The following is a 20462-nucleotide window of genomic DNA, read 5'->3' as shown; positions in this document are numbered from 1 at the left end:
TATGTCTGTAACCTACATCAACGCCAACATATTTACCGGTGAGGAAATATTGGAAGACCACGTTGTGAGTACTCATCAGGGTAAAATTACCAGTGTGATGCCCACTTCCAAAGTAACGCTGACGGGTAATGAAACCGATCTGAAAGGTGCTTTGCTGGCCCCGGCGTTTATTGATTTACAGATTTACGGCGGAAATGGACAGGTATTCTCGTTATACCCATCGGTAACGTCGTTGGCGGCTACGGTGGCCTATAGTAAAGCTGGTGGCGCTGCCTGGATCATGCCTACCCTCGCTACTATTGGCCCTGAAGTTATGCTGGAAGCCATGAAGGCGGTCAGGGATTATTGGGAGCAAGGCGGACAGGGAGTGCTGGGGTTGCACCTGGAAGGGCCGTTTATGAATCCGGCAAAGAAAGGCGCGCACCTCGACAAGTATATTCGTATTCCAACACAGGAAGATATTAACTGGATACTGGAAAATGGCCGGGATGTGGTAAAAATTATGACGCTTGCGCCGGAACGCTGTGATCCGGAGCTGGTACGACAATTAGCCGCTGCCGGTATTACCATCTTTGCCGGTCATAGTAACGCTACTTACGCCCAGGCCTATACGTCGTTTGACAATGGTATCCATCATGCCACGCATCTGTTTAATGCCATGTCGCCGCTGGAAAGCCGTGCCCCGGGCATTGTAGGCGCTATTTACGATCATCCCCGGGTAAGCGCCAGCATTGTTGCGGATGGCATACATGTGGATTTCGCCACTATCCGTATCAGCAAAAAAATGATGAAGGAGCGGTTGTTCTTAATCACAGATGCCGTAGAAGAGAATAAAGAAGGAGATTATATCTACCTGCGGGAAAAGGACCGTTATGTAAGCGCCAGCGGTGTATTATCCGGATCTTCTTTAACGATGACCAAAGCCGTTCGTAATTGTGTGGAAGAAGCGGGTATTCCGCTGGAAGAGGCATTGCGCATGGCTTCCCTATATCCGGCGCGCGCTATGGGCCGTGAGCAGGCACTGGGCCGTATTGCCGTAGGCTATGATGCCGCATTGGTGGCAATCGACTCCAACTGGAATTCTACAGTATACTGTTAATAGCGCTATCTTCGCAGGATTAATCATACTGTATATCCACATGAGTGCATTAACTCGCTTCTTAAAAAAAGACCGATATAGAAATTTGTTCCTCCTAAGCTGGCTGGTGCTGGGCCTGTTGCAGGCCTGCTTCTCCGAGCTGTGGGATGACGAGGCCTATTATTGGGTGTATTCACGTCACCTCGATTGGGGGTACTTTGATCATCCACCAATGATAGCCCTGTTCATCAAAATAGGATATGGTATTTTTCATAACGAGTTGGGAGTGAGGTTGCTGATTGTATTGGTCAATACGCTTACGTTATGGGTAACAGCCCGCCTTATTGCTTCCAAAGATAATATGCTGTTCTATCTGATAGTAGGCGCCATGGGTGCTATGCAGATAGGTGGAATGCTGGCCGTGCCGGATGTACCACTGATATTTTTTGCGGCTATCTATTTTTGGGTATATCGCAATTTCCTCAACGAACAAACCTGGAAAAACACCATTTTACTCGGTATTTCCATGGTGTTGATGTTCTATAGTAAGTATCATGGTGTGCTATTGGTTTTCTTCACTTTATTATCCAACGTCAACCTGCTGAAGGTATTCAAGTTTTATGTGGCTTGTATCATTACCACGTTGTTGTTTTTACCACATATCTACTGGCAGTATACCCATGGTTTCCCTTCTCTGCAATATCACCTGGTAGATAGAAATGCTTCTTCCTATGATATCAGTTACTCGCTGGATTACCTGGGAGGACAGCTGTTGTTATTCGGGCCTTTATTAGGCTGGTTGATATTGTACTATGCCTTCCGTTCTCCTATTCAGAACTCCTTTGAGCGGGCACTTAAATTTTGTGTAATCGGGGTGTTGGCATTTTTCCTGTTGAGTACCTTCAAAGGCAGGGTAGAGGCTAACTGGACAGTAATGCTGTTTACTCCGGTGGTAATCCTGGCGCATCAGACGATTGTCCGGAAAGGCTGGTCGAGGAAATGGCTGTTGTATACTTTGCCGGTAACGCTTTTGCTGGTGCTGGTGGTGAGAGTGTACATGGTTTGGGACTTTATGCCCGGCGTGGAAATAAGACCGGAAATACATAACAACCGGGTGTGGACATCGCAGGTGGCTGCACGTGCACAGGGTAAGCCGGTCGTATTTTTGAATAGTTATCAGCGTCCCTCAAAGTATATGTTTTATACCGGGCAGTTGTCTTATAGCCTTAATAGCCGCTATGCCCGCAGAAGTCAGTATAATTTCTGGAATACAGAAACGGAGTTATGGGGGAAAGAAGTGATGGTAGTATTTGATCCAGGTGCAGGGATTCCTGTTACCGACAGCCTGAAAACAGTGCTGGGTACCTGGGACTATAACATCCAACATGATTATTATTCTTACTCACTCATACAGTTAAAGCCTGCGCTAAAATCCATTAAGGCCAAACGCGGAGAGCATGTAAATGTAATTCTGCAGCCAGATAATGATTATCACCAGCCGATCCGCCTGGATAGAACCAATGAACCGGTATTGGGATATGCGTTTACCCTGACAGGCGAATGGCTGCCACCGGTGAAATCTACCATGACATTGGAACGAGCCATGCTGCGACGCTTAATAAACCTGGAAGTGGTAATGCCAGAGAAGCCAGGTAAGTATCAATTGAAGTTTTCAGTATTTGCCGGAGATATGCCACCGACGCATAATAGTCCGGTGATACCAGTAGAGGTAGTGAAGTAGCTTTTAGCAGTTAGCCATTAGCTTTTAGCAAAAATGCAGCGGAGATAAACACATTATGATGTTCTCCGCTGCATTTTTGCTAAAAGCTAATGGCTAACTGCTAAAAGCTATTGCTGGAACGCATTCCATCCCTGGGCAACCAATTTAAACTTGTTGCCTCCTTTGGTATGAATATGTGCGCCTTCGCTGATATCGGCCATGTAACCGATAACGCTGATTTGTTCGTTGAGCACTATTTTATCGTAGTCCTGTTGCTTCATGGTAAACAGCAGTTCGTAGTCTTCTCCGCCGCTTAAAGCGCAGGCAGTAGGGTCCAGGCCGAACTTCATCGCTATTTCTTTGCTTTCCTGTGCAATAGGAATTTTGTCTTCATACAGCACTACGCCGAGGTTGCTTTGTTTGGCGATGTGGAGTATTTCGGAGCTGAGTCCGTCGCTTACGTCCATCATGGCAGTAGGCAGAATCTCTTCCTGTTGAAGGAACTCGATAATATCTTTACGGGCTTCTGGTTTCAGCTGGCGGCCAATGATATAGGTCTGGTCTTCCAGGTCAGGCTTTACCGTCGGGCTTTCGAGATAGATTTTTTTCTCTCTTTCCAGCAGGGTAAGGCCGAGGTAAGCAGCGCCTAAGTCGCCGGTAACGCAGAGCAGATCGCCTTTTTGGGCGGTAGATCTTTTAACAAAAGTATCTGGTGTTACTTCACCGATGGCGGTAACACTGATAACGAGTCCTTTTTGTGAGTTGCTGGTATCGCCGCCCACCAGGTCTACGCCGTATTTTTCGCAGGCGGCATATACGCCTTCGTAAAATTCGTTGAGTGCTTCCAGGGAGAAACGGTTGGAGAAGGCAATGCTCATGGTGATCTGGGTAGGGATGGCATTCATCGCGTAGATGTCTGACAGATTTACCACTACCGACTTATACCCCAGGTGTTTCAGTGGGGTATACATGAGGTCAAAGTGGATGCCTTCCACCAGCATATCGGTGCTGATCACGGTTTGTTTGCCGAAGTGATCGATCACGGCGGCATCATCGCCTACGCCTAAAACGGTGCTGGCATTTTGTATTTCAATGTTCCTGGTCAGGTATTCGATTAATCCGAATTCGCCCAGGTCCTGTATTTCTGTTCTTTCCTCTTCCATCTTTATTTACCGTTAACAAGGTCTTGTAATGCACTATGGATATGGCCATTGGTAGCCAATATTTCTTTTTGATAAGGAGAATACCGGTTTCCGGAGAAGTCGGTCACTTTGCCCCCAGCTTCTTCTACGATGAGATAACCGGCGGCAGAATCCCATGCCTGGAGGGAATGTTCATAAAACCCATCGAATCGTCCGCAGGCCACCCAGCAAAGGTCTATGGCAGCAGATCCCAGCCGGCGTACGGGAATACCTTGTTTAATGAGATGTTCCAGCACTTGTAGCGGATTGTTGGGCATATCCTGCMATTTATAGGCAAATCCTGTAACAAGGCAGGAGGTGGCTACATCGGCTTTAGTGGATACGTGGATAGGTTTACCGTTCAAGGTAGCTCCCTGGCCTTTTTCGGCCACAAAAAGCTCATTMATGAAAGGATTGTATACCGCGCCCAATATCATTTCTCCATCTTTTTCCACACCTATAGATACGCAACAGATAGGGATTCCGTTTGCATAATTGACGGTGCCGTCGATAGGATCAATGATCCATTTTACGGAGGAGTTAGTTTTTATCTCCCCCACCTCCTCACTCAAGATAAAATGGTCTGGATAAGTTTCTCTGATAATGTCGATGATAGCGGTTTCAGATCTTTTATCTACTTCTGTTACCAGGTCGTTAATGGAACTTTTACTGCTCACCTCGAAAGGGCCATTGAAATATTGTTGCAGTATTTTTCCGCTGGCTTCAGTAGCTTTGAGTAAAGTAGTTTTTAACATGCCGCAAAGGTAATTATGAATTACGAATTATGAATTGCGAATTATAGCCTACATCTTTGAATATTTTGTATGTATAGAAGACTTATAGATAACTCATAACCTGTAATTCCGAATTATCAGTCAACTTATATTCAATATTCCACTTATTTTTGTAGTTCAATTAAAGAGAGGGAAAGTTAATGGCCATTATAGGTAATCTTATTTCCAGGTCACTACGCATCAGGAAGAAGTTCACGTTTAAATTAGGAACGCCTCGCCAATACCAGCTGCAGGTGCTGCATCGTTTGCTGGAGAAGGCCAAGGAGACAGAGTTTGGTCGGCACTATCAATTCCAGGACATTTTGGATAGTCCCAACTTCATTGGGCAATACCGTGAGAAAATACCCGTGCATAACTATACAAAAATGCACAAGGAATGGTGGTATCGCTGCCTGGAAGGGGAAGCGAACGTGAGCTGGCCGGAAAAGATAAAATATTTTGCACTGAGCTCAGGTACATCGGAATCTGCCAGTAAGCACATCCCGGTTACCAAAGCAATGCTCAAAACAGTGAAGAAAGTAGGGGTGAAGCAGCTGTATTCTATGGCTAACTTCAACATACCTCCCCGTTCCTTTGAAAAAGGAATTCTGATGCTGGGGGGTACTACTTCGTTATATGAGAAAGGGGATTACTATGAGGGAGATATGAGCGGCATTCAGGCCAAAAATATCCCGAAATGGTTTCGCCGTTTCTATAAGCCCGGTGGTAAAATATCGCGGAAACCCAATTGGGAACAGCGTATCAAGCTGATCGTACGCAAAGCCAGGGAATGGGACGTAGGTACCGTTTGTGGCGTACCAGCCTGGGTACAGATTGTGTTCGAAGAAATTATCAAGTATCATGGCGTGAAGAATATTCACGAAATATGGCCTAACCTGGCCGTATATATTCACGGGGGGGTATCCTTCGAGCCGTACCGCGATAGCTTCCAGAAGCTGCTCGGAAAGCCGATTGCGTTCATTGAAACGTATATGGCTTCTGAAGGTTCTTTTGGATTCCAGGCGCGTCCGGGTACCAAGGGTATTAAGCTGGTACTGAATGCAGGCATCTTCTTCGAATTTATTCCATTCAATGAAGAGAACTTTGACGCAGAAGGAGAGGTAAAGCCGAATCCTAAATCTTACATGATCAATGAGGTGGTGGAAGATGTGGAATATGCCGTGATGCTGTCTACCTGCGCGGGCGCATGGCGTTACCTGATTGGTGATGTGGTGAAGTTTACGTCTGTAAAGGAACATGAAATAGTGATTGTAGGTCGTACCAAACAGTTCCTCAGCCTTTGCGGAGAGCATATGAGTATCGACAACATGAACAAGGCGATAGATAATGTGCAGAAGAAACTGGGTATCACCGTAAGGGAGTTTACCGTAGCTGGTTTCCCTTATCAGAACCTGTTTGCACACCGTTGGTATGTGGGTACAGATACACCTGGAGTAGATGCAGAGAAAGTCCGTGAAATCATTGACCAAACGCTCAGCGATGTAAACGATGATTACGCCGTAGAACGCTCTGCAGCATTGAAAGAAGTATTTGTAGAAATATTGCCGAACGATGCGTTTATTGACTATCTCCGTTGCAAAGGCAAGGAAGGCGCCATGAACAAGTTTCCACGTGTAATGAAAGGTGAGAAACTGAAGGACTGGGAGAAATTTCTTGTTGGAAAAACAGTTAAGAACTAACTAGCACCTGTGACACGGAAATTATAAGCATGATAGCAGCAATTGTAGCGGGATTAGGACTGGGGTTAGTTCTATCATTATCGGTAGGCCCGGTTATATTCGCAATTATAAAGTACAGTGTTAATAATGGCTTTAAGGCAGGCATTAGTTTCGCATTAGGCGTGTCTTTCAGCGATATCATGTTTGTATTGATTGGAAATATCTCCACCGCTTTTATCAGTGGCCTGGAAGGATATAACCACACCATCGGAATAGTAGGCGGTATATTACTCATTTGTATGGGTATTTACGGGCTGCTTTTTAAGAAGGTAAAAATCAGTACAGGTGAGGAAAAGCCTGAAATGTTCGGGACGCATGATTACCTCAAAATATGGCTGGCCGGTTTTTTAATGAATACCCTGAATCCGGGTGTTGTGATCTTCTGGCTGCCGGTTTGTATAGGATATAGTGCTACTCCGATCAGCCACCGCGTGGTAACATATGGGGTGTGTTTAAGTATGGTATTATCTGCCGATATCCTTAAAGTATTTGTGGCTGATAAAATCCGTCATAAGCTCACGCTGACCAATGTAGAATGGCTGAACCGTATTTCGGGCGTGAGTTTGATCATTTTTGGGGTAGTGTTACTGTACAAAGTATTGTTCGACGTAGGAACATTAGGACATTAATAAATAGAGCTGAAAGCATAAAGCCGAAAGCAAAAAGCTATAAAAGCGAATGACCAGAGCGTATGAGTAACTTAAATACTCGCTCTGGTCATTCGCTTTTATAGCTTTTTGCTTTCGGCTTTGTGCCTTACGCTATCACCCATGTTTCATTGCCAGCCAGCAATTTATCCAGGTCGCCGGGGCCTTTCTTCTCAAGGGCTTCGGTCAGCTGGTATTGCATGATGTCTTCATAAGTAGGGCGGTTAGCCTGATAGAAAACACCAAAAGGACGAGGCAGATGGCCTTCAATACGCACATCATCAAACATGCGGGTCAATATCTGTGCTTTATAGAAATCGCTTTCATCGTGTATCCAGAGGTCACTTTCTGAGTATTCGCCACCCAGTTCTACTGCTACTGGCTTTAAGCCATCAAGACGGATACCTTTGTTTTTAGTAGGACCAAACACCAGCGGTTTACCCTGTTCTACGAAAACTGTTTCGTCGGCTTTGCTGCCTTTTTCTGTAAACGCTTCAAAAGCGCCATCATTGAAGATGTTACAGTTCTGGTATATTTCCAGGAAAGACGCGCCTTTGTGGGCGTGGCTGCGTTTCAGCATTTCCTGCAGGTGCTTCGGATCACGGTCCATACTGCGGGCAATAAAAGTGGCATCTGCTCCCAGGGCCAGGGCCATTGGGTTAAACGGATGGTCAATACTACCCATTGGAGTAGACTTGGTCACTTTATTTTCTTCTGAAGTAGGAGAGTACTGGCCTTTTGTTAAACCATAAATCTGGTTGTTGAACAGCATGATGTTCACATCAAAGTTACGGCGCAGCAGGTGAATGGTATGGTTACCACCAATGGAAAGACCATCACCGTCGCCGGTAACGATCCATACGCTCAGCTCAGGCCGGGTAGCTTTCAGGCCGGAAGCGATGGCGGTAGCACGACCGTGAATCGAGTGCATACCATAAGTGTTCATGTAGTATGGAAAACGCGAAGAACAACCGATACCGGAAACAATCACAATATTTTCGCGGGGAATCCCCAGGCCAGGCATAATTGTTTGTACCTGTTTTAGTATAGAGTAGTCGCCGCAGCCAGGGCACCAGCGTACTTCCTGGTCCGTTGCAAAGTCTTTTGCCGTGAGGGCTGCCTGCGGAGCTATAGTTGCTGTTGACATTAGTATGAGTTAAAATATAATTTTAGAGTCTGTAAAGTTACGATAGATACCTGTAAATTAAGATCACTGCGCCTGTAATTCTTCCCAATATTCTGCGGCCCGGCGGGTATGCGGAATCACAATAGTGCCACCCACAATATTAGCCACTGCGAAAATTTCATACATCTCATCGGTGGTGACACCTTCGTCAAATGCCTTCCCCAGGTGATATTTGATACAATCGTCGCAACGCAGTACCATAGAAGCTACCAATCCCAGCATTTCCTTGGTTTTGGTACTCAATGCCCCTTCTGCATAGGTGTTGGTATCCAGGTTAAAAAGACGGTTGATGACTTTGTTCTGTTTGCCCAGTATAACTTCGTTCATTTTAGCACGGTAGTCGTTAAACTCCTGTATCGCATTCGCCATATAACTGCTGTTTATGATGTTAACCTAATCGTTTCACACATTAAAGCTATGAAAGGATTTACAAATATAGAATAATCTACTGGTTAAGTAGACTGTTTCCCCTATAACCTGTATTTATGGATCATAACCAAAAGTTATTACGCGAAACCGTTCGAATAAATTAGTCTATTGGTATAGTGGACTATTTGTATATTAGATTACTAAACCCTCTTTAACAACAAGATCAGCTTATGACATCAACCAACTGTTTCCGCCTGCTGGCCCTCTTGCTATGCGCAGGCAGCACCACCCAGGCGCAGGAAAAGAAACTCCTCGGATATACCGATAGCGCCGCCAGCCAACAACTACAACTGGAACGTGAATTTGATAAACAACTGAGCAGTAGTCACATAGGAGAAACCATCCAGGCATTATCATCTCACCCCCATCCCCTCGGTTCTGCCAGAGGCAAAGCAGTAGCGGAAGACATCCGGCAGCGCTTTAAAAGCTATGGCTGGGATGCTGAAATAGTTACCTACCAGGTATTGTTTCCCACGCCCAAAGAGCGGGTACTGGAATTAACCGCCCCCTCCAGCTATAAAGCTGTGCTGAAGGAACCCGCCCTGAAAGAAGATGCCACCTCCGGCCAGGAAGACCAATTACCTACCTACAACGCCTGGAGCGCAGACGGCGACGTATCTGGGTCGCTGGTATTCGTTAACTACGGCCTGCCGGAAGATTATGAATACCTGGACCGCCTCGGCATCAACGTAAAGGGAAAAATTGTGATTGCCAAATACGGCCACTCCTGGCGGGGCAGCAAGCCCAAAGTAGCACAGGAACATGGTGCCGCCGGCTGCATTATCTACTCCGACCCTAAAGATGATGGCTACTATAACGGTGACGTATATCCCAAAGGAGCTTTCAAAAATGAATTCGGCGTACAACGCGGCTCCGTCATGGACATCGTGATACATCCTGGTGACCCACTCACACCTAACATAGGCGCCACTGCCAATGCACAGCGGCTGGAACGCTCACAAGCGGCCAACCTGCTTAAAATACCAGTATTGCCTATCAGCTACCACGACGCTACTCCATTGCTGAAAGCCCTGGAAGGCCCGGTAGCGCCGGAAGAGTGGCGCGGCGCGCTACCATTCACCTATCATATTGGTGGTGGCGCCGCCAAAGTACATCTGAAACTGGCGTTCGACTGGCAAGTGCGTCCCTGCCATGATGTAGTGGCCAAACTGAAAGGTAGTGAACAGCCCGACCAATGGGTGATTCGCGGCAACCACCACGACGCCTGGGTAAACGGCGCCGCCGATCCGATCAGCGGATTAGCCGCCCTGCTGGAAGAAGCCAAGGCCATCGGAGCACTGCACAAACAAGGCTACCAGCCACGCCGCACCCTGGTGTATTGCGCCTGGGATGGGGAAGAACCCGGCCTGCTGGGATCTACAGAATGGGTGGAAGACCATGCTGCCGAACTGAAAGAGAAAGCAGTGGTTTACATCAACTCTGATGGCAACGGTCGTGGTTTCCTTGGCGCCAGCGGCTCCCATGCCCTGGAAACGCTTGTCAACGAGGTAGCCCGCGATATCACAGACCCTCAAACACAAGTAAGCATCCTGGCGCGCAAACAGGCTGCCGATGTACTAAAAGCCGGCACCGCCAAAGCCAAGAAGGAGAAGCTGGCTAAACAAGGCATCGCTATTGGCGCTATGGGATCAGGTTCCGATTATTCGTCTTTCCTGCAGCACCTGGGCATTCCTTCATTGGATCTTGGTTTTGGGGGAGAAGATGCAGGTGGAGAATACCACTCCATCTACGATTCTTACGATGACTACCGACGCTTTAAAGATCCCGGCTTTCACTATGGCGTAGTACTTTCTCAAACAGCCGGCCATACCGCTTTGCGTTTAGCCGATGCCGTTAACCTGCCTTTTGACTTCCGTAAACTCTATGAAACCGTCAACTGCTATGTCAACGAGTTAACAGAGCTGACCAGCAATATGAGAGAAGCTACCGCCATCAATAATCAACTGATCCTGGAACATAAATATGAGCTGGCCACAGATTCAGCCGCGCATTTATCGCCACCAGCAACAAAATCCGATGTGCCTTATCTGGATTTCTCTCCACTGCAAAACGCCTTGATTGGGCTGGATTCCACTACTACCATACTGGCTAAAAATCATCCTGCCGGAGCGGCGGTGAATAAAGCTTTGTATCAGGCAGAACAGCAGCTACTTAATGATAAGGGATTGCCTGCACGCACCTGGTACAAGCATACATTGTATGCGCCTGGTTTCTATACCGGATACGGTGTTAAAACTATTCCTGGTGTAAGGGAGGCTATAGAACAACGCAGATGGACAGAGGCACAGGAACAAATTGGCGTAGCGGCAGATGCGATTAAAAGGCTGTCGGCTTATCTGGGTAAGGTATCCCGCGATTTTTAGTCTTGTTTAGGATTATACTGATTTTTATTTTTTGATTAAAAGAGATGAGGGAAGATAGATGCAGTTATCCGCATTTATCTTCCCTCATTTTTTATCTTATAAAATCAAAAAATAAAAATCAGTATAATCCTAAACAGACAATAGTCGCGTTATCGCGTTGCTGCTGCCTGTTGGAGGTAATCTTTCACCCCAGCCACGATCTTCTCCACCATGARCTGCTGAAAAGCTGGCTGTAATACCTTTTCCTCATCTCCGGGATTGCTGAGAAACAGGGTTTCTATCAGTGCATCCGGAAACTCCGTAGGGTTATTCAGGATAAAGTTGAAGTCTGGATTATTTCCGAAATCACGCAGGCCGGTTTGTAGCAGTCGTTCGTGAATAGCAGCGTTAAGCGGCTCACAGAAAGGATGTTTGTAGTAGGTGGCGGTACCATTTACATCTACCGGATTTACCGATGAATTCAGGTGAATGCTGAGCAATAAATCGGGGTTGGCACGGCGGAAGAAAGACAGGCGATCTTCGTTAGGAACAAACTTCTCCGTAGTACGCGACATAATCACCGTGCCGCCTTCTCTTTCCAGCAAGGTTTTCAGCTGTAATGCCAGCGTCAGCGTCAGGTTTTTTTCCACGGCGCCGGTTAGGCCGGTAGCACCCGGATTACTGCCACCATGGCCCGGATCAATGCCGATCACTATGTTTTTGAGCGATAGGTTAGCCGGTACACGTTTAACCTTCACCGTTATACGGTTGTTTTCATAGTATACCTGGTAACCCCAGGGTGCATGTTGCAAGGAAATCACCATTCGACAAACGTCTGGTGTAGGTTGGCCCCACGCGATAGATGTAATTTCTCTGGTGTTTTGCAGCACGGTGTTGAGCCCTTTTTCTGCATAGGCGCCGTGTATATCTACAATGATTTTTTTAGAAGAAACGAGCTGGGTGGAAGTATAGGGCAGCTTATCCGACAAGGCTACGGAAACATAGTCGTAGCGGTCATCTCCCCATATTTTAGCATCGTCTGCAATGCTTATGGGTAGCTGCTCCTGTGGTATTTCTGTGTCTACCAGCGGTTCTGGAATAAAGGCGGTGGTTTTGGAAGATAATCTTACTTTATAGTAGTCATTCTGTCTCCCTATAATATGTAACAACACCTCTTTATCCAGATATCCAATCTTTTCCGGACCCAGGCGATCGCCGCTGGGGCTGGAGGTAAGATAGGTCATGTTATCAATAGTGCGACCAGTGAAAGGTATCTCATTGTGCATCACGCTATAGCGATAAGGACTACCCAGTACGGCCGTTTCTCCATCGCGATTACGCAGGCGCACCATGATTTTTCCATTCAGTAGCGAGTCGGACGGTTGAATGATATAGCTACCACTGTAATAACCCCGTACCCCTCCGGTTTGGGAGGTAGGCAGTTCCCGTAATGGTACGTTATTGAACCAGCTGGCTTCCTGACCGGGATAACCTTTCATTTTGATGCGAAGGGTATCTCCTTCGGAGAGTTGCACATTACCGCTGGGTGATATCTCTATATAGTCTATACGAAAAATGCTGGTAGCAGTGGGCGCTGGCGGCGGGTTATAGTAAAAAGTAAGATTTCTCGTGTAGGTTTCTCCGTTAGGCGCATCTACCCGAACGGCAAAACTGCTTCTGCCGGTGGGCAGTTCATATTTTGCAGCAAATGTACCGGTGGAATACACATGTACCGTGTCGTCATTAATACGAACCAAACAACCCACACACGTGCGGCCTGCAATAAATTGTTTGGAATTACTCACATTGATCTGATCCCGGGAAGGCTGGCTAAGGCGGAGAGTTGCCTGGCTATGCGCTATAAAGGGGATACAAAGTACAACAACAACAATCTGTAGGAAATGCTTCACTGATACCATAATAACCTGTCATCAATATCTTGAAAGGGTGTAAAGATAAGCAGGTGAGGGGAATAGGAGAAGAAAGCTTTTATCCATTAGCTTGGCTTTTAGAAAAATGCAGCGAAGATTAATAACATTATCTCCGCTGCATTTACTAATAGCTAACAGCTAAATGCTAGAAGCTGTATTTATTATCTGCAATCAGTTTATCTGCAATTCTTCTGCGGGCTTCTTTTGCATTAAAGGAAGCTGCTTTGGTAAAGCGTTTGAGGCCTAACAGCATCATACGTTGTTCATCGCCTTCGGCAAAAGCGTTGATAGCATCTTTACCGGATTTATTGATACGGTCGGCCGCATCGTAGATAAAGGTGCGTACAATATCAGCCTGGAAGGAAGCGGCGCTTTCTCCTTTGGCTTTGGTCAGCTTGATCAAACGCAGGAGGGCACTTTCTGCCACAAAAGTTTCAATGGCCATATCGGCAATGTCCATCAGGATTTCCTGTTCACTTTCCAGCTTCATCATCAGCTTCTGTGCAGCAGCACCGGCAGCCATGAGGATAGCTTTTTTGAAGTTGACGATCAGCTTTTTCTCTTCAGCGAACGGTGTTTCATCATCGTTGCCAAAGTCTGGAATACTCATCAGTTCCTTCATCACGTTCATGGCCGGTGTCATCAGGTCCAGCTTACCCTTCATGGCACGTTTCAATGTCATGTCGAGTGTCAGCAAACGGTTAATTTCGTTGGTACCTTCAAAGATGCGGTTGATACGGGAATCGCGATAAGCTTTAGAGATGATGTATTCATCACTGAAACCGTTACCACCATGAATTTGTACGCCTTCATCCACTACAAAGTCCAGCACTTCAGAGCCGTTTACTTTCAGGATGGCGCATTCTACGGCATATTCTTCCGCAGCACCCAACAGGGCTTCGTTGAAAGGTTTGCCGGCGGCGAGTAATTCTCTTTCTTTATCGTCTATCAGCTGAGCGGTGCGGAACAGCGCTGATTCGGCGGTCCAGGTACGGATCGCCATTTCCGCCAGTTTATGTTTGATGGCGCCGAAGTTGGCGATCGGTTGTTTAAACTGCGTACGGGTGTTAGCGTATTGTACGGAAGTGTTGATACATTTCTTGGAAGCGCCCAGTGCAGCGGCACAAAGTTTCAAGCGGCCGATGTTCAGGATGTTGAAGGCTATCAGGTGGCCTTTACCAATTACGCCCAATACATTTTCCGCTGGAATTTTAGCATCCTGGAAATAGATCTGGCGGGTGGAGGAGCCTTTGATACCCATTTTATGTTCTTCGGCGCCCAGGGTAAATCCGGGAGTACCTTTCTCTACAATGAATGCAGTGAATTTATCGCCGTCAATTTTGGCAAACACGGTGAATACATCCGCGAAGCCGGAGTTGGTAATCCAGCTTTTCTGACCATTCAGGACGTAGTATTTACCGTCGTCCGTGAGTTTGGCGGTGGTTTTGGCACCTAGTGCGTCAGAGCCGGAATCGGGCTCTGTGAGGGCATATGCCCCTTTCATTTCACCGGTAGCCAGTTTAGGAATGTATTTTTGTTTTTGTTCGTCTGTACCAAAGTAGAGAATGGGCAGGGAGCCAATACCGGTATGTGCGGCCATGGCTACAGAGAAAGAGTGGCCAGCACCCAGTCCTTCGTTGATAATAGTAGCTGTTACAAAGTCTTTGCCCAGCCCTCCGTACTCTTCCGGAAACGATGCACCCAACAGTCCCTGTTCACCCGCTTTCTCCAAAAGCGCCTGCATCAGTCCCTCTTCTTGTTTGTCAAGTCTTTCTACAATCGGTGTTACTTCTTTACTGATGAATTGATCTGCCATGTCTTTGATCATCAGCTGCTCTTCCGAAAAGTCTTCGGGGGTAAACACTTCCTCAGGAGCACTTTCCTTTACCAGGAATTCTGCGCCTTTCAGCGCAGTCTTATTTTCAACTGTTGCGTCCATGTTACTGAATTTTTGGTAGTTCTGTAATTTACTGAAAAAAGCAGATACGCGAATTTTGTCTTTCCCCGGATTATACTGATTTTGATGATTTTGGCATTTTTTTAAGATTTAGGGAAATGATTTAAAAGAGGTTAAAAAAACATTGCGGATATATCGCAGGTATCTTCCGGCATCTTTTAAATTATCTCCCAAAAATTCATCAAAAACTATCCTCATCAAAATCAGTATAATCCGGGGAAAGACAAAAACTCGGACCTTTGCGCATTATTTATTATCATTGTCCCCCTTTATGCCCGATTTCTATCTGTCATATTTGAAAAGCCGTTTTCACGGCACCTGTGAAGGTGCAGGGAGTAAACTATTGATATGTTTGCACGGCTTTGGGGAAAGCGCAGCGCATTTCCATCCGCTGGCCGCTACCCTGGGAGATATGTTTACCATTGTAGCATTGGATATGCCCCTGCACGGCAGTACCCAATGGGAAGAAAACCGGGTGTTTGAAAAAGAAGACCTGGTAGCCCTGATACAGCAGATATTGCAGCAGCAGGGTAAAGAGCGGTTTTCTTTAATGGGTTATAGCATGGGCGGCCGTTTGTCGCTATGCGTGGTAGAGAAGATGGGAGATCGCATAGATCACCTCATCCTGGCGGCAGCCGATGGCCTGAAGAATAACCCCTGGCATATGTTTGTAACACAAACCACCGTAGGGAACAAAATCTTTAAATACAATACCCATCATCCGCAGCTGTTTTTTGCCCTGTTACATACCTGGCGCAAAGTAGGGTTGCTGAATCAGAGCATTTACAAATTTGCCCTGCATAGAATGGATGAACCGGAGAAGCGGGCCATGGTCTATAACATATGGACCAACCTGCGGCATATGATGCCGGATAAAAAACGTTGCAAACAATTATTAGCCCGTTATAACGTTTTAACCCTCCTGATCTTCGGGAAATATGATCGGGTGATTCCCCCGGTGTTGGGGACCCGTTTTGTGGATGGATCTTTTCCCTGCAAAACAGTGATACTGGAAAAAGGGCATCAGCTGATATCGCCGCAGCTGGGGCTTATCATCAAAACAAACCTTTAAATCTGGATGTACATTTTTGTAATCATAGTAATTGGATTAGCCCTTGGGTATGGAATACTGATGCTTTGGTATAGCCTGGGCTGGAAACGATTGAGAAAATTCAGCCCGGACGTGCATGCTACAGGGCGCACTAAGGTAACGGTGATTATCCCGGCCAGAAATGAAGCCACTAATCTTCCTCCGTTGCTGGAAGCATTGCACCGGCAAACCTACGATCCCCGTTTACTGGAGGTAATTATCATCGATGATTTTTCTACAGATGATACCGCCGCCGTGATCCGGGATTATCCGGCAGAAAATATTCACTTGCTGGAATTAAGCCAGCATCTTGATAAAACCGAACGACTCAATTCCTACAAGAAAAAAGCGATTGAGATAGCCATCTCAAAAGCCAGCGGAGACCTGATTGTAACCACAGATGCGGATTGCGTGATGGGACCGCGCTGGATCGAAATCATGGTGCAATACTATGAGCAACATCAACCGAAATTTATAGCCGCTCCGGTCAGCTTCTACAAAGAGCATAACTTCTTTAAAAGATTGCAGTCGCTCGACTTTATGACCATGCAGGGCATTACCGGCGCCGCGGCAGCACTGGCTTCCGGCACCATGTGTAATGGCGCTAATCTCGCCTATGAAAAAAAGGCCTTTTATGAGGTGGGTGGCTTTAATGGTATCGATAATATCGCGTCGGGAGATGACATGCTGCTGATGTATAAAATTTACAATGCTTACCCGGAAGGGGTGATGTACTTAAAATGTGAGGAAGTCATTGTACGCACCCTGGCGGTAGATACGCTGAAAGACTTCATGAACCAGCGTATCCGCTGGTCTTCCAAGGCGGATAAGTACGAAGATAAGCGGCTTACCTGGGTATTGCTGCTGGTGTATCTTTTCAATGCCGGCTTGTTGGGCATGGCGGTGATGGCACTTTTCCTGCCAGTATGGTGGCCCTGGTTCCTGATCATTATGTTGTTTAAGGTCACACTGGAACTCTACTTCCTGTTGCCGGTGGCGCGTTTTTTTAATAAAACAGAACTGTTGCTGTGGTTTATTCCGGGGCAGATATTTCATATTCCTTATATTGTAATTGCAGGCTGGCTGGGTAAGTTTGGTAGTTATCAGTGGAAGGGCCGCCAGGTAAATTAAATACGCTTCCTTTGTCAGATATGCAATCTTCCTGGAAACGATTACGCCGTAACAAGGGCGCAGTGGCTGGTTTGCTGGTCATTGTGCTGTCGGTATTTATCAGTGCCACGGCTTATTTGATTGCGCCGGACAATACCCCGGATGCCAACAGAATGGTATTGGAAATAGAAGGACAACATCCCGGGTTTAATATCACGATGCTGGCTATACGAAAGGAGCTGACCGTAAATCGGGCGCCTGTTTATGAACGGATGTTATCCGGGCAAAAGCCGGTTCAAACGTGGATACCTATACGTTCCTGGCAGTTCAGGGATAGTGTGCTGGTGGTACAACGTTATGTAGACGAATCTACCAGCCGGGAAGAAACTTATCTGCTTACAGACATCTGGTATGGGAAAGGGTTGACGCCATCGGCGCATATGTCCGATCAGCAATTACAGGCGCTTATTCAGCAGGAACGGTTGTTACATCGAACTTACTGGTTGGGTACTGATAAGTTTGGCCGGGATATTTTAAGTCGTTTGATCATTGGAACGCGGGTGAGTTTAGGGGTGGGCTGTATTGCGGTAGTTATTTCCCTGAGTATTGGCGTATTGCTGGGCGCGGTGGCTGGCTATTTCAAGGGCCGCACGGATGATGTGGTGATGTGGCTGGTGAATGTAGTATGGTCTATGCCTACATTGTTGCTGGTGTTTGCGCTGACATTGGCGCTGGGCAAGGGATTCTGGCAGGTATTCATTGCGGTGGGGTTAACGATGTGGGTAGGTGTGGCGCGTATTATCCGGGGGCAGGTATTGGCTATCCGGGAGCTGGAATTTGTAGAAGCGGCGCGGGCATTGGGATACACGCATCTGCGGATTATCACGAAACATATTTTACCCAACATTATGGGACCGGTGATGGTGGTGGCTGCCGGTAATTTCGCCACCGCAATTGTTGTAGAGGCGGGACTGAGCTTCCTGGGGGTAGGGGTACAACCGCCGCAACCTTCGTGGGGACTGATGATTAAAGAAAACTATAATTTCATTATCACGCATAATCCGTTGCTGGCGCTGGCGCCGGGAATCGCTATCATGTTGTTGGTGTTGGCTTTCAATTTATTAGGTAATGGTCTCCGGGATGCGCTGGATGTAAGAAGTAAAATTTGATTTGTATATAATAAAAAGCTAATTTCATATCCCATATATACTTGAAAAATGTTATTGAAAACCGTTCTCCCTGTATTTTTTGCTATTGCATTGATTAGTTTTTCATCTTGTAAGAAGAAGGATAAAGGCGGCGATCCTGCACCCAATACGCAGGAAGAAGCGTTGACATTTGAACTGCCTGAGATCCTGGTAGGTAAGTATAACATGGCGCAGGACAGCACTTATGCGTTGAAGGTGAATATTACCTCTAAAATGCCGGAAAAGGGTCTGAAGGTGACTTTGAATGTGGTCACAGAAACGGGCAATATTCCGCTGAATCAGGATGCGGTGGCGGATGTAACCACCTCGCCATTTACCATTACCCTGAAGCACCTGAAACCGCTGAAAACATATGCAGTAACAGTTACACTGGGCTCCCTGGGTAATACGGCCAATGTGGCTACCCCCAAAGTGTTTTACATCACTAACAAGTCGGCCGAATAAAAATCCCTCCCGTTCCCGAATCTAAAATTGTGTAGGTTTGCAAGCTCGCAGACAAAGGAATCGTTTATGCAAATTGCTGTTAATGCCGCTTGTTTACGACAGGATATGCCTGCCGATACCGGGAGAGTGGCTACGGAGATAATATTGGCGATGTGCCGGCAACAGCCTGGTCATCAGTTTACATTATTTTTTGATGGAGAGATACCCCCTGGATTGAGCTTTCCGGCTAATGTGACCAAGGTAGTGTTGCCGCTGAAAGGCAATAGGCCCTGGCATCTGTATTGGTGGCTGGAATGGCGGCTGGTACGGGCAATGAAGCCTTTCCGTCCGGATCTGTTCCTGGGGCTGGATGGGGCATTGCCGTTGCGGAGTAAAATCCCCGCTGGCCTGCTGGTTAGGGACCTGTCGTTTTTAAAAGATGCCGGATTGCAGTCCGGTGTACAGCAACGTGCGCTGAAAAAGAATACGGCTAAATATCTCACTATCGCCAGAAGGATAGCGGTATTATCTGATACCACTAAGGAAGAAGTACTACGCTATGCACCTGCCGTGAAAGAGAAACTGGCCAGGTTGGACACAGGGGTAAGTCTCTTGTACAAGGCGTTGGACTGGGAGCAGCGGGAAGCGGTGAAGAAAGCATTTACCGGAGGTGCAGAATATTTCCTGGTAACGGGTAGTTTGCATCCCCGCAACAATATTATTCCGGTGCTGAAAGCGTTTTCGGCGCTGAAGAAGCGGCAGCGCAGCAACATCAAGCTGGTGTTGGCCGGCAGTATCACGCCTGCGGGTGCTGATATTGCAGCTGCTTTGCAAAGTTATAAGTTCCGGCAGGACGTGGTAACGGTGGAAGCCGCGGATGAAGACACGTTGGCGCGGTTAACAGGCGCAGCTTATGCCCTCGTGTATCCGTCGAGGTTTGAAGGGTTGCCGCTGCCTATTTATGCTGCGCATCGCTGTGAGGTGCCGGTGATTGCACTGGACAGCGTCGCTGCCCGGGAGGCTGGTGGCGATACGGTGTTATATGTGGACCCGGCCAGCCTGGATGATCTGTCGGAGAAAATGAGCCTTTTATATAAAGATGAACAACTACGCGCCAGGCTGTTGGCAAAAGCTCCTCCCAGTGAGCCTTTTACCAGCTGGGAGCGTGCTGCAGAGCAGTTGTGGCAGCATTTAACCGCATAATTCCGGCTGAGCGTCTGAAAATCAGTAAATGATGGCTAAATTTGCGCTTTAATCGATAAACATGAGTACTACATCTACTATAAAGATCCAGGTAGGGCTGGACGATCAGAAGGTGCCCGAATCAATAGAATGGAGCGCTACCGATAATAAAGAAGGAAAAATGATCAAAGCTAAAGGGATGATCGTATCTTTCTGGGACCCGGCTGAAAGGGCGGCTCTTCGTATTGACCTGTGGACAAAGGAAATGATGGTGGATGAAATGGCAGATTTCTTCTTTCAGACTATGATGACCATGGCAGATACCTATTCCAGGGCGACTCCTTACAAAGATCAGGCAGACGATATGCGTGCTTTTGCGAAAGACTTCTTCAAGAAGTTCCAGGATAAGCAGGCTGCTGAAGGACAATAATCCATTAAACCTTAC

The 20462-nt window shown here is 46.9% G+C and carries 17 protein-coding genes; 11 read left to right on the top strand and 6 right to left on the bottom strand.

The features are described 5' to 3' along the window. The first annotated feature begins 1 nt into the window (after window position 1). A complete protein-coding gene (nagA, locus tag AC1DFM_RS13730) occupies window positions 2–1099 on the top strand; it encodes an N-acetylglucosamine-6-phosphate deacetylase (protein WP_477077306.1) in 1098 nt (365 codons plus the stop codon). A gap of 40 nt (window positions 1100–1139) precedes the next feature. Then, window positions 1140–2819, top strand: coding sequence for an ArnT family glycosyltransferase (locus tag AC1DFM_RS13725; protein WP_477077305.1), 1680 nt, complete (start codon window positions 1140–1142; stop codon window positions 2817–2819). A gap of 107 nt (window positions 2820–2926) precedes the next feature. Here AC1DFM_RS13725 and thiL read toward each other — a convergent pair whose 3' ends face one another. Both thiL and AC1DFM_RS13715 read right to left on the bottom strand, forming a co-directional pair. After that, on the bottom strand, window positions 2927–3961 hold the full coding sequence (gene thiL, locus AC1DFM_RS13720; protein ID WP_477077304.1) for a thiamine-phosphate kinase: 1035 nt from the start codon (window positions 3959–3961) through the stop codon (window positions 2927–2929). A gap of 2 nt (window positions 3962–3963) precedes the next feature. After that, complete coding sequence (locus tag AC1DFM_RS13715) at window positions 3964–4734, bottom strand: inositol monophosphatase family protein (protein ID WP_477077303.1); 771 nt, start codon at window positions 4732–4734, stop codon at window positions 3964–3966. Between the two features lie 179 nt (window positions 4735–4913). Here AC1DFM_RS13715 and AC1DFM_RS13710 point away from each other — a divergent pair, with 179 nt between their 5' ends. Together AC1DFM_RS13710 and AC1DFM_RS13705 are read left to right on the top strand one after the other, a co-directional pair. Further along, window positions 4914–6452, top strand: coding sequence for a GH3 family acyl-acid amido synthetase (locus AC1DFM_RS13710; RefSeq protein WP_477077302.1), 1539 nt, complete (start codon window positions 4914–4916; stop codon window positions 6450–6452). 29 nt (window positions 6453–6481) lie between these two features. After that, entirely contained in the window at window positions 6482–7120 is a 639-nt protein-coding gene (locus AC1DFM_RS13705) for a LysE family translocator (protein ID WP_291925286.1), read from the top strand. 127 nt (window positions 7121–7247) lie between these two features. Here the strand turns inward: AC1DFM_RS13705 and AC1DFM_RS13700 are convergent, their stop codons facing one another. Both AC1DFM_RS13700 and AC1DFM_RS13695 read right to left on the bottom strand, forming a co-directional pair. Beyond that, complete coding sequence (locus tag AC1DFM_RS13700) at window positions 7248–8285, bottom strand: 2-oxoacid:ferredoxin oxidoreductase subunit beta (protein WP_477077301.1); 1038 nt, start codon at window positions 8283–8285, stop codon at window positions 7248–7250. A gap of 63 nt (window positions 8286–8348) precedes the next feature. Further along, window positions 8349–8693: a carboxymuconolactone decarboxylase family protein gene (locus tag AC1DFM_RS13695; RefSeq protein WP_477077300.1), complete on the bottom strand. Its 345-nt coding sequence runs from the start codon at window positions 8691–8693 to the stop codon at window positions 8349–8351. Window positions 8694–8923: 230 nt separating this feature from the next. Here AC1DFM_RS13695 and AC1DFM_RS13690 point away from each other — a divergent pair, with 230 nt between their 5' ends. After that, on the top strand, window positions 8924–11137 hold the full coding sequence (locus AC1DFM_RS13690; protein WP_477077299.1) for a transferrin receptor-like dimerization domain-containing protein: 2214 nt from the start codon (window positions 8924–8926) through the stop codon (window positions 11135–11137). A gap of 149 nt (window positions 11138–11286) precedes the next feature. Here AC1DFM_RS13690 and AC1DFM_RS13685 read toward each other — a convergent pair whose 3' ends face one another. Both AC1DFM_RS13685 and AC1DFM_RS13680 read right to left on the bottom strand, forming a co-directional pair. After that, window positions 11287–13026: an N-acetylmuramoyl-L-alanine amidase gene (locus AC1DFM_RS13685; protein ID WP_477077298.1), complete on the bottom strand. Its 1740-nt coding sequence runs from the start codon at window positions 13024–13026 to the stop codon at window positions 11287–11289. 166 nt (window positions 13027–13192) lie between these two features. Continuing rightward, entirely contained in the window at window positions 13193–14986 is a 1794-nt protein-coding gene (locus AC1DFM_RS13680) for an acyl-CoA dehydrogenase family protein (protein WP_477077297.1), read from the bottom strand. Between the two features lie 289 nt (window positions 14987–15275). Here AC1DFM_RS13680 and AC1DFM_RS13675 point away from each other — a divergent pair, with 289 nt between their 5' ends. The 6 genes from AC1DFM_RS13675 to gldC all read left to right on the top strand — a co-directional run bounded on the left by AC1DFM_RS13675 (window position 15276) and on the right by gldC (window position 20447). Continuing rightward, window positions 15276–16076, top strand: a complete 801-nt coding sequence (locus AC1DFM_RS13675) for an alpha/beta fold hydrolase (RefSeq protein ID WP_477077296.1) — start codon at window positions 15276–15278, stop codon at window positions 16074–16076. Between the two features lie 6 nt (window positions 16077–16082). Continuing rightward, window positions 16083–17225 (top strand): glycosyltransferase, encoded by a 1143-nt coding sequence (locus AC1DFM_RS13670; RefSeq protein ID WP_477077295.1) that lies wholly within the window; start codon window positions 16083–16085, stop codon window positions 17223–17225. A gap of 20 nt (window positions 17226–17245) precedes the next feature. Continuing rightward, a complete protein-coding gene (locus AC1DFM_RS13665; RefSeq protein ID WP_477077450.1) occupies window positions 17246–18373 on the top strand; it encodes an ABC transporter permease in 1128 nt (375 codons plus the stop codon). A gap of 48 nt (window positions 18374–18421) precedes the next feature. After that, complete coding sequence (locus AC1DFM_RS13660) at window positions 18422–18856, top strand: hypothetical protein (RefSeq protein ID WP_477077294.1); 435 nt, start codon at window positions 18422–18424, stop codon at window positions 18854–18856. A gap of 66 nt (window positions 18857–18922) precedes the next feature. Further along, a complete protein-coding gene (locus AC1DFM_RS13655; RefSeq protein WP_477077293.1) occupies window positions 18923–20038 on the top strand; it encodes a glycosyltransferase in 1116 nt (371 codons plus the stop codon). Window positions 20039–20099: 61 nt separating this feature from the next. Beyond that, window positions 20100–20447 (top strand): gliding motility protein GldC, encoded by a 348-nt coding sequence (gldC, locus tag AC1DFM_RS13650; protein ID WP_477077292.1) that lies wholly within the window; start codon window positions 20100–20102, stop codon window positions 20445–20447. Window positions 20448–20462 lie beyond the last annotated feature (15 nt).

The organism is Chitinophaga sp. 05T412, assembly GCF_056396465.1.
The sequence above is the reverse complement of the archived record's forward strand: the minus strand, read 5'-3'. Positions and strand labels throughout refer to the sequence as shown.

Coding starts and splice junctions, on each gene's coding strand:
- nagA (WP_477077306.1), top strand. CDS start 2: ATGTCTGTAACCTACATCAACGCCAACATATTTACCGGTGAGGAAATA.
- AC1DFM_RS13725 (WP_477077305.1), top strand. CDS start 1,140: ATGAGTGCATTAACTCGCTTCTTAAAAAAAGACCGATATAGAAATTTG.
- thiL (WP_477077304.1), bottom strand. CDS start 3,961: ATGGAAGAGGAAAGAACAGAAATACAGGACCTGGGCGAATTCGGATTA.
- AC1DFM_RS13710 (WP_477077302.1), top strand. CDS start 4,914: ATGGCCATTATAGGTAATCTTATTTCCAGGTCACTACGCATCAGGAAG.
- AC1DFM_RS13705 (WP_291925286.1), top strand. CDS start 6,482: ATGATAGCAGCAATTGTAGCGGGATTAGGACTGGGGTTAGTTCTATCA.
- AC1DFM_RS13700 (WP_477077301.1), bottom strand. CDS start 8,285: ATGTCAACAGCAACTATAGCTCCGCAGGCAGCCCTCACGGCAAAAGAC.
- AC1DFM_RS13695 (WP_477077300.1), bottom strand. CDS start 8,693: ATGGCGAATGCGATACAGGAGTTTAACGACTACCGTGCTAAAATGAAC.
- AC1DFM_RS13690 (WP_477077299.1), top strand. CDS start 8,924: ATGACATCAACCAACTGTTTCCGCCTGCTGGCCCTCTTGCTATGCGCA.
- AC1DFM_RS13680 (WP_477077297.1), bottom strand. CDS start 14,986: ATGGACGCAACAGTTGAAAATAAGACTGCGCTGAAAGGCGCAGAATTC.
- AC1DFM_RS13675 (WP_477077296.1), top strand. CDS start 15,276: ATGCCCGATTTCTATCTGTCATATTTGAAAAGCCGTTTTCACGGCACC.
- AC1DFM_RS13670 (WP_477077295.1), top strand. CDS start 16,083: ATGTACATTTTTGTAATCATAGTAATTGGATTAGCCCTTGGGTATGGA.
- AC1DFM_RS13665 (WP_477077450.1), top strand. CDS start 17,246: ATGCAATCTTCCTGGAAACGATTACGCCGTAACAAGGGCGCAGTGGCT.
- AC1DFM_RS13660 (WP_477077294.1), top strand. CDS start 18,422: ATGTTATTGAAAACCGTTCTCCCTGTATTTTTTGCTATTGCATTGATT.
- AC1DFM_RS13655 (WP_477077293.1), top strand. CDS start 18,923: ATGCAAATTGCTGTTAATGCCGCTTGTTTACGACAGGATATGCCTGCC.
- gldC (WP_477077292.1), top strand. CDS start 20,100: ATGAGTACTACATCTACTATAAAGATCCAGGTAGGGCTGGACGATCAG.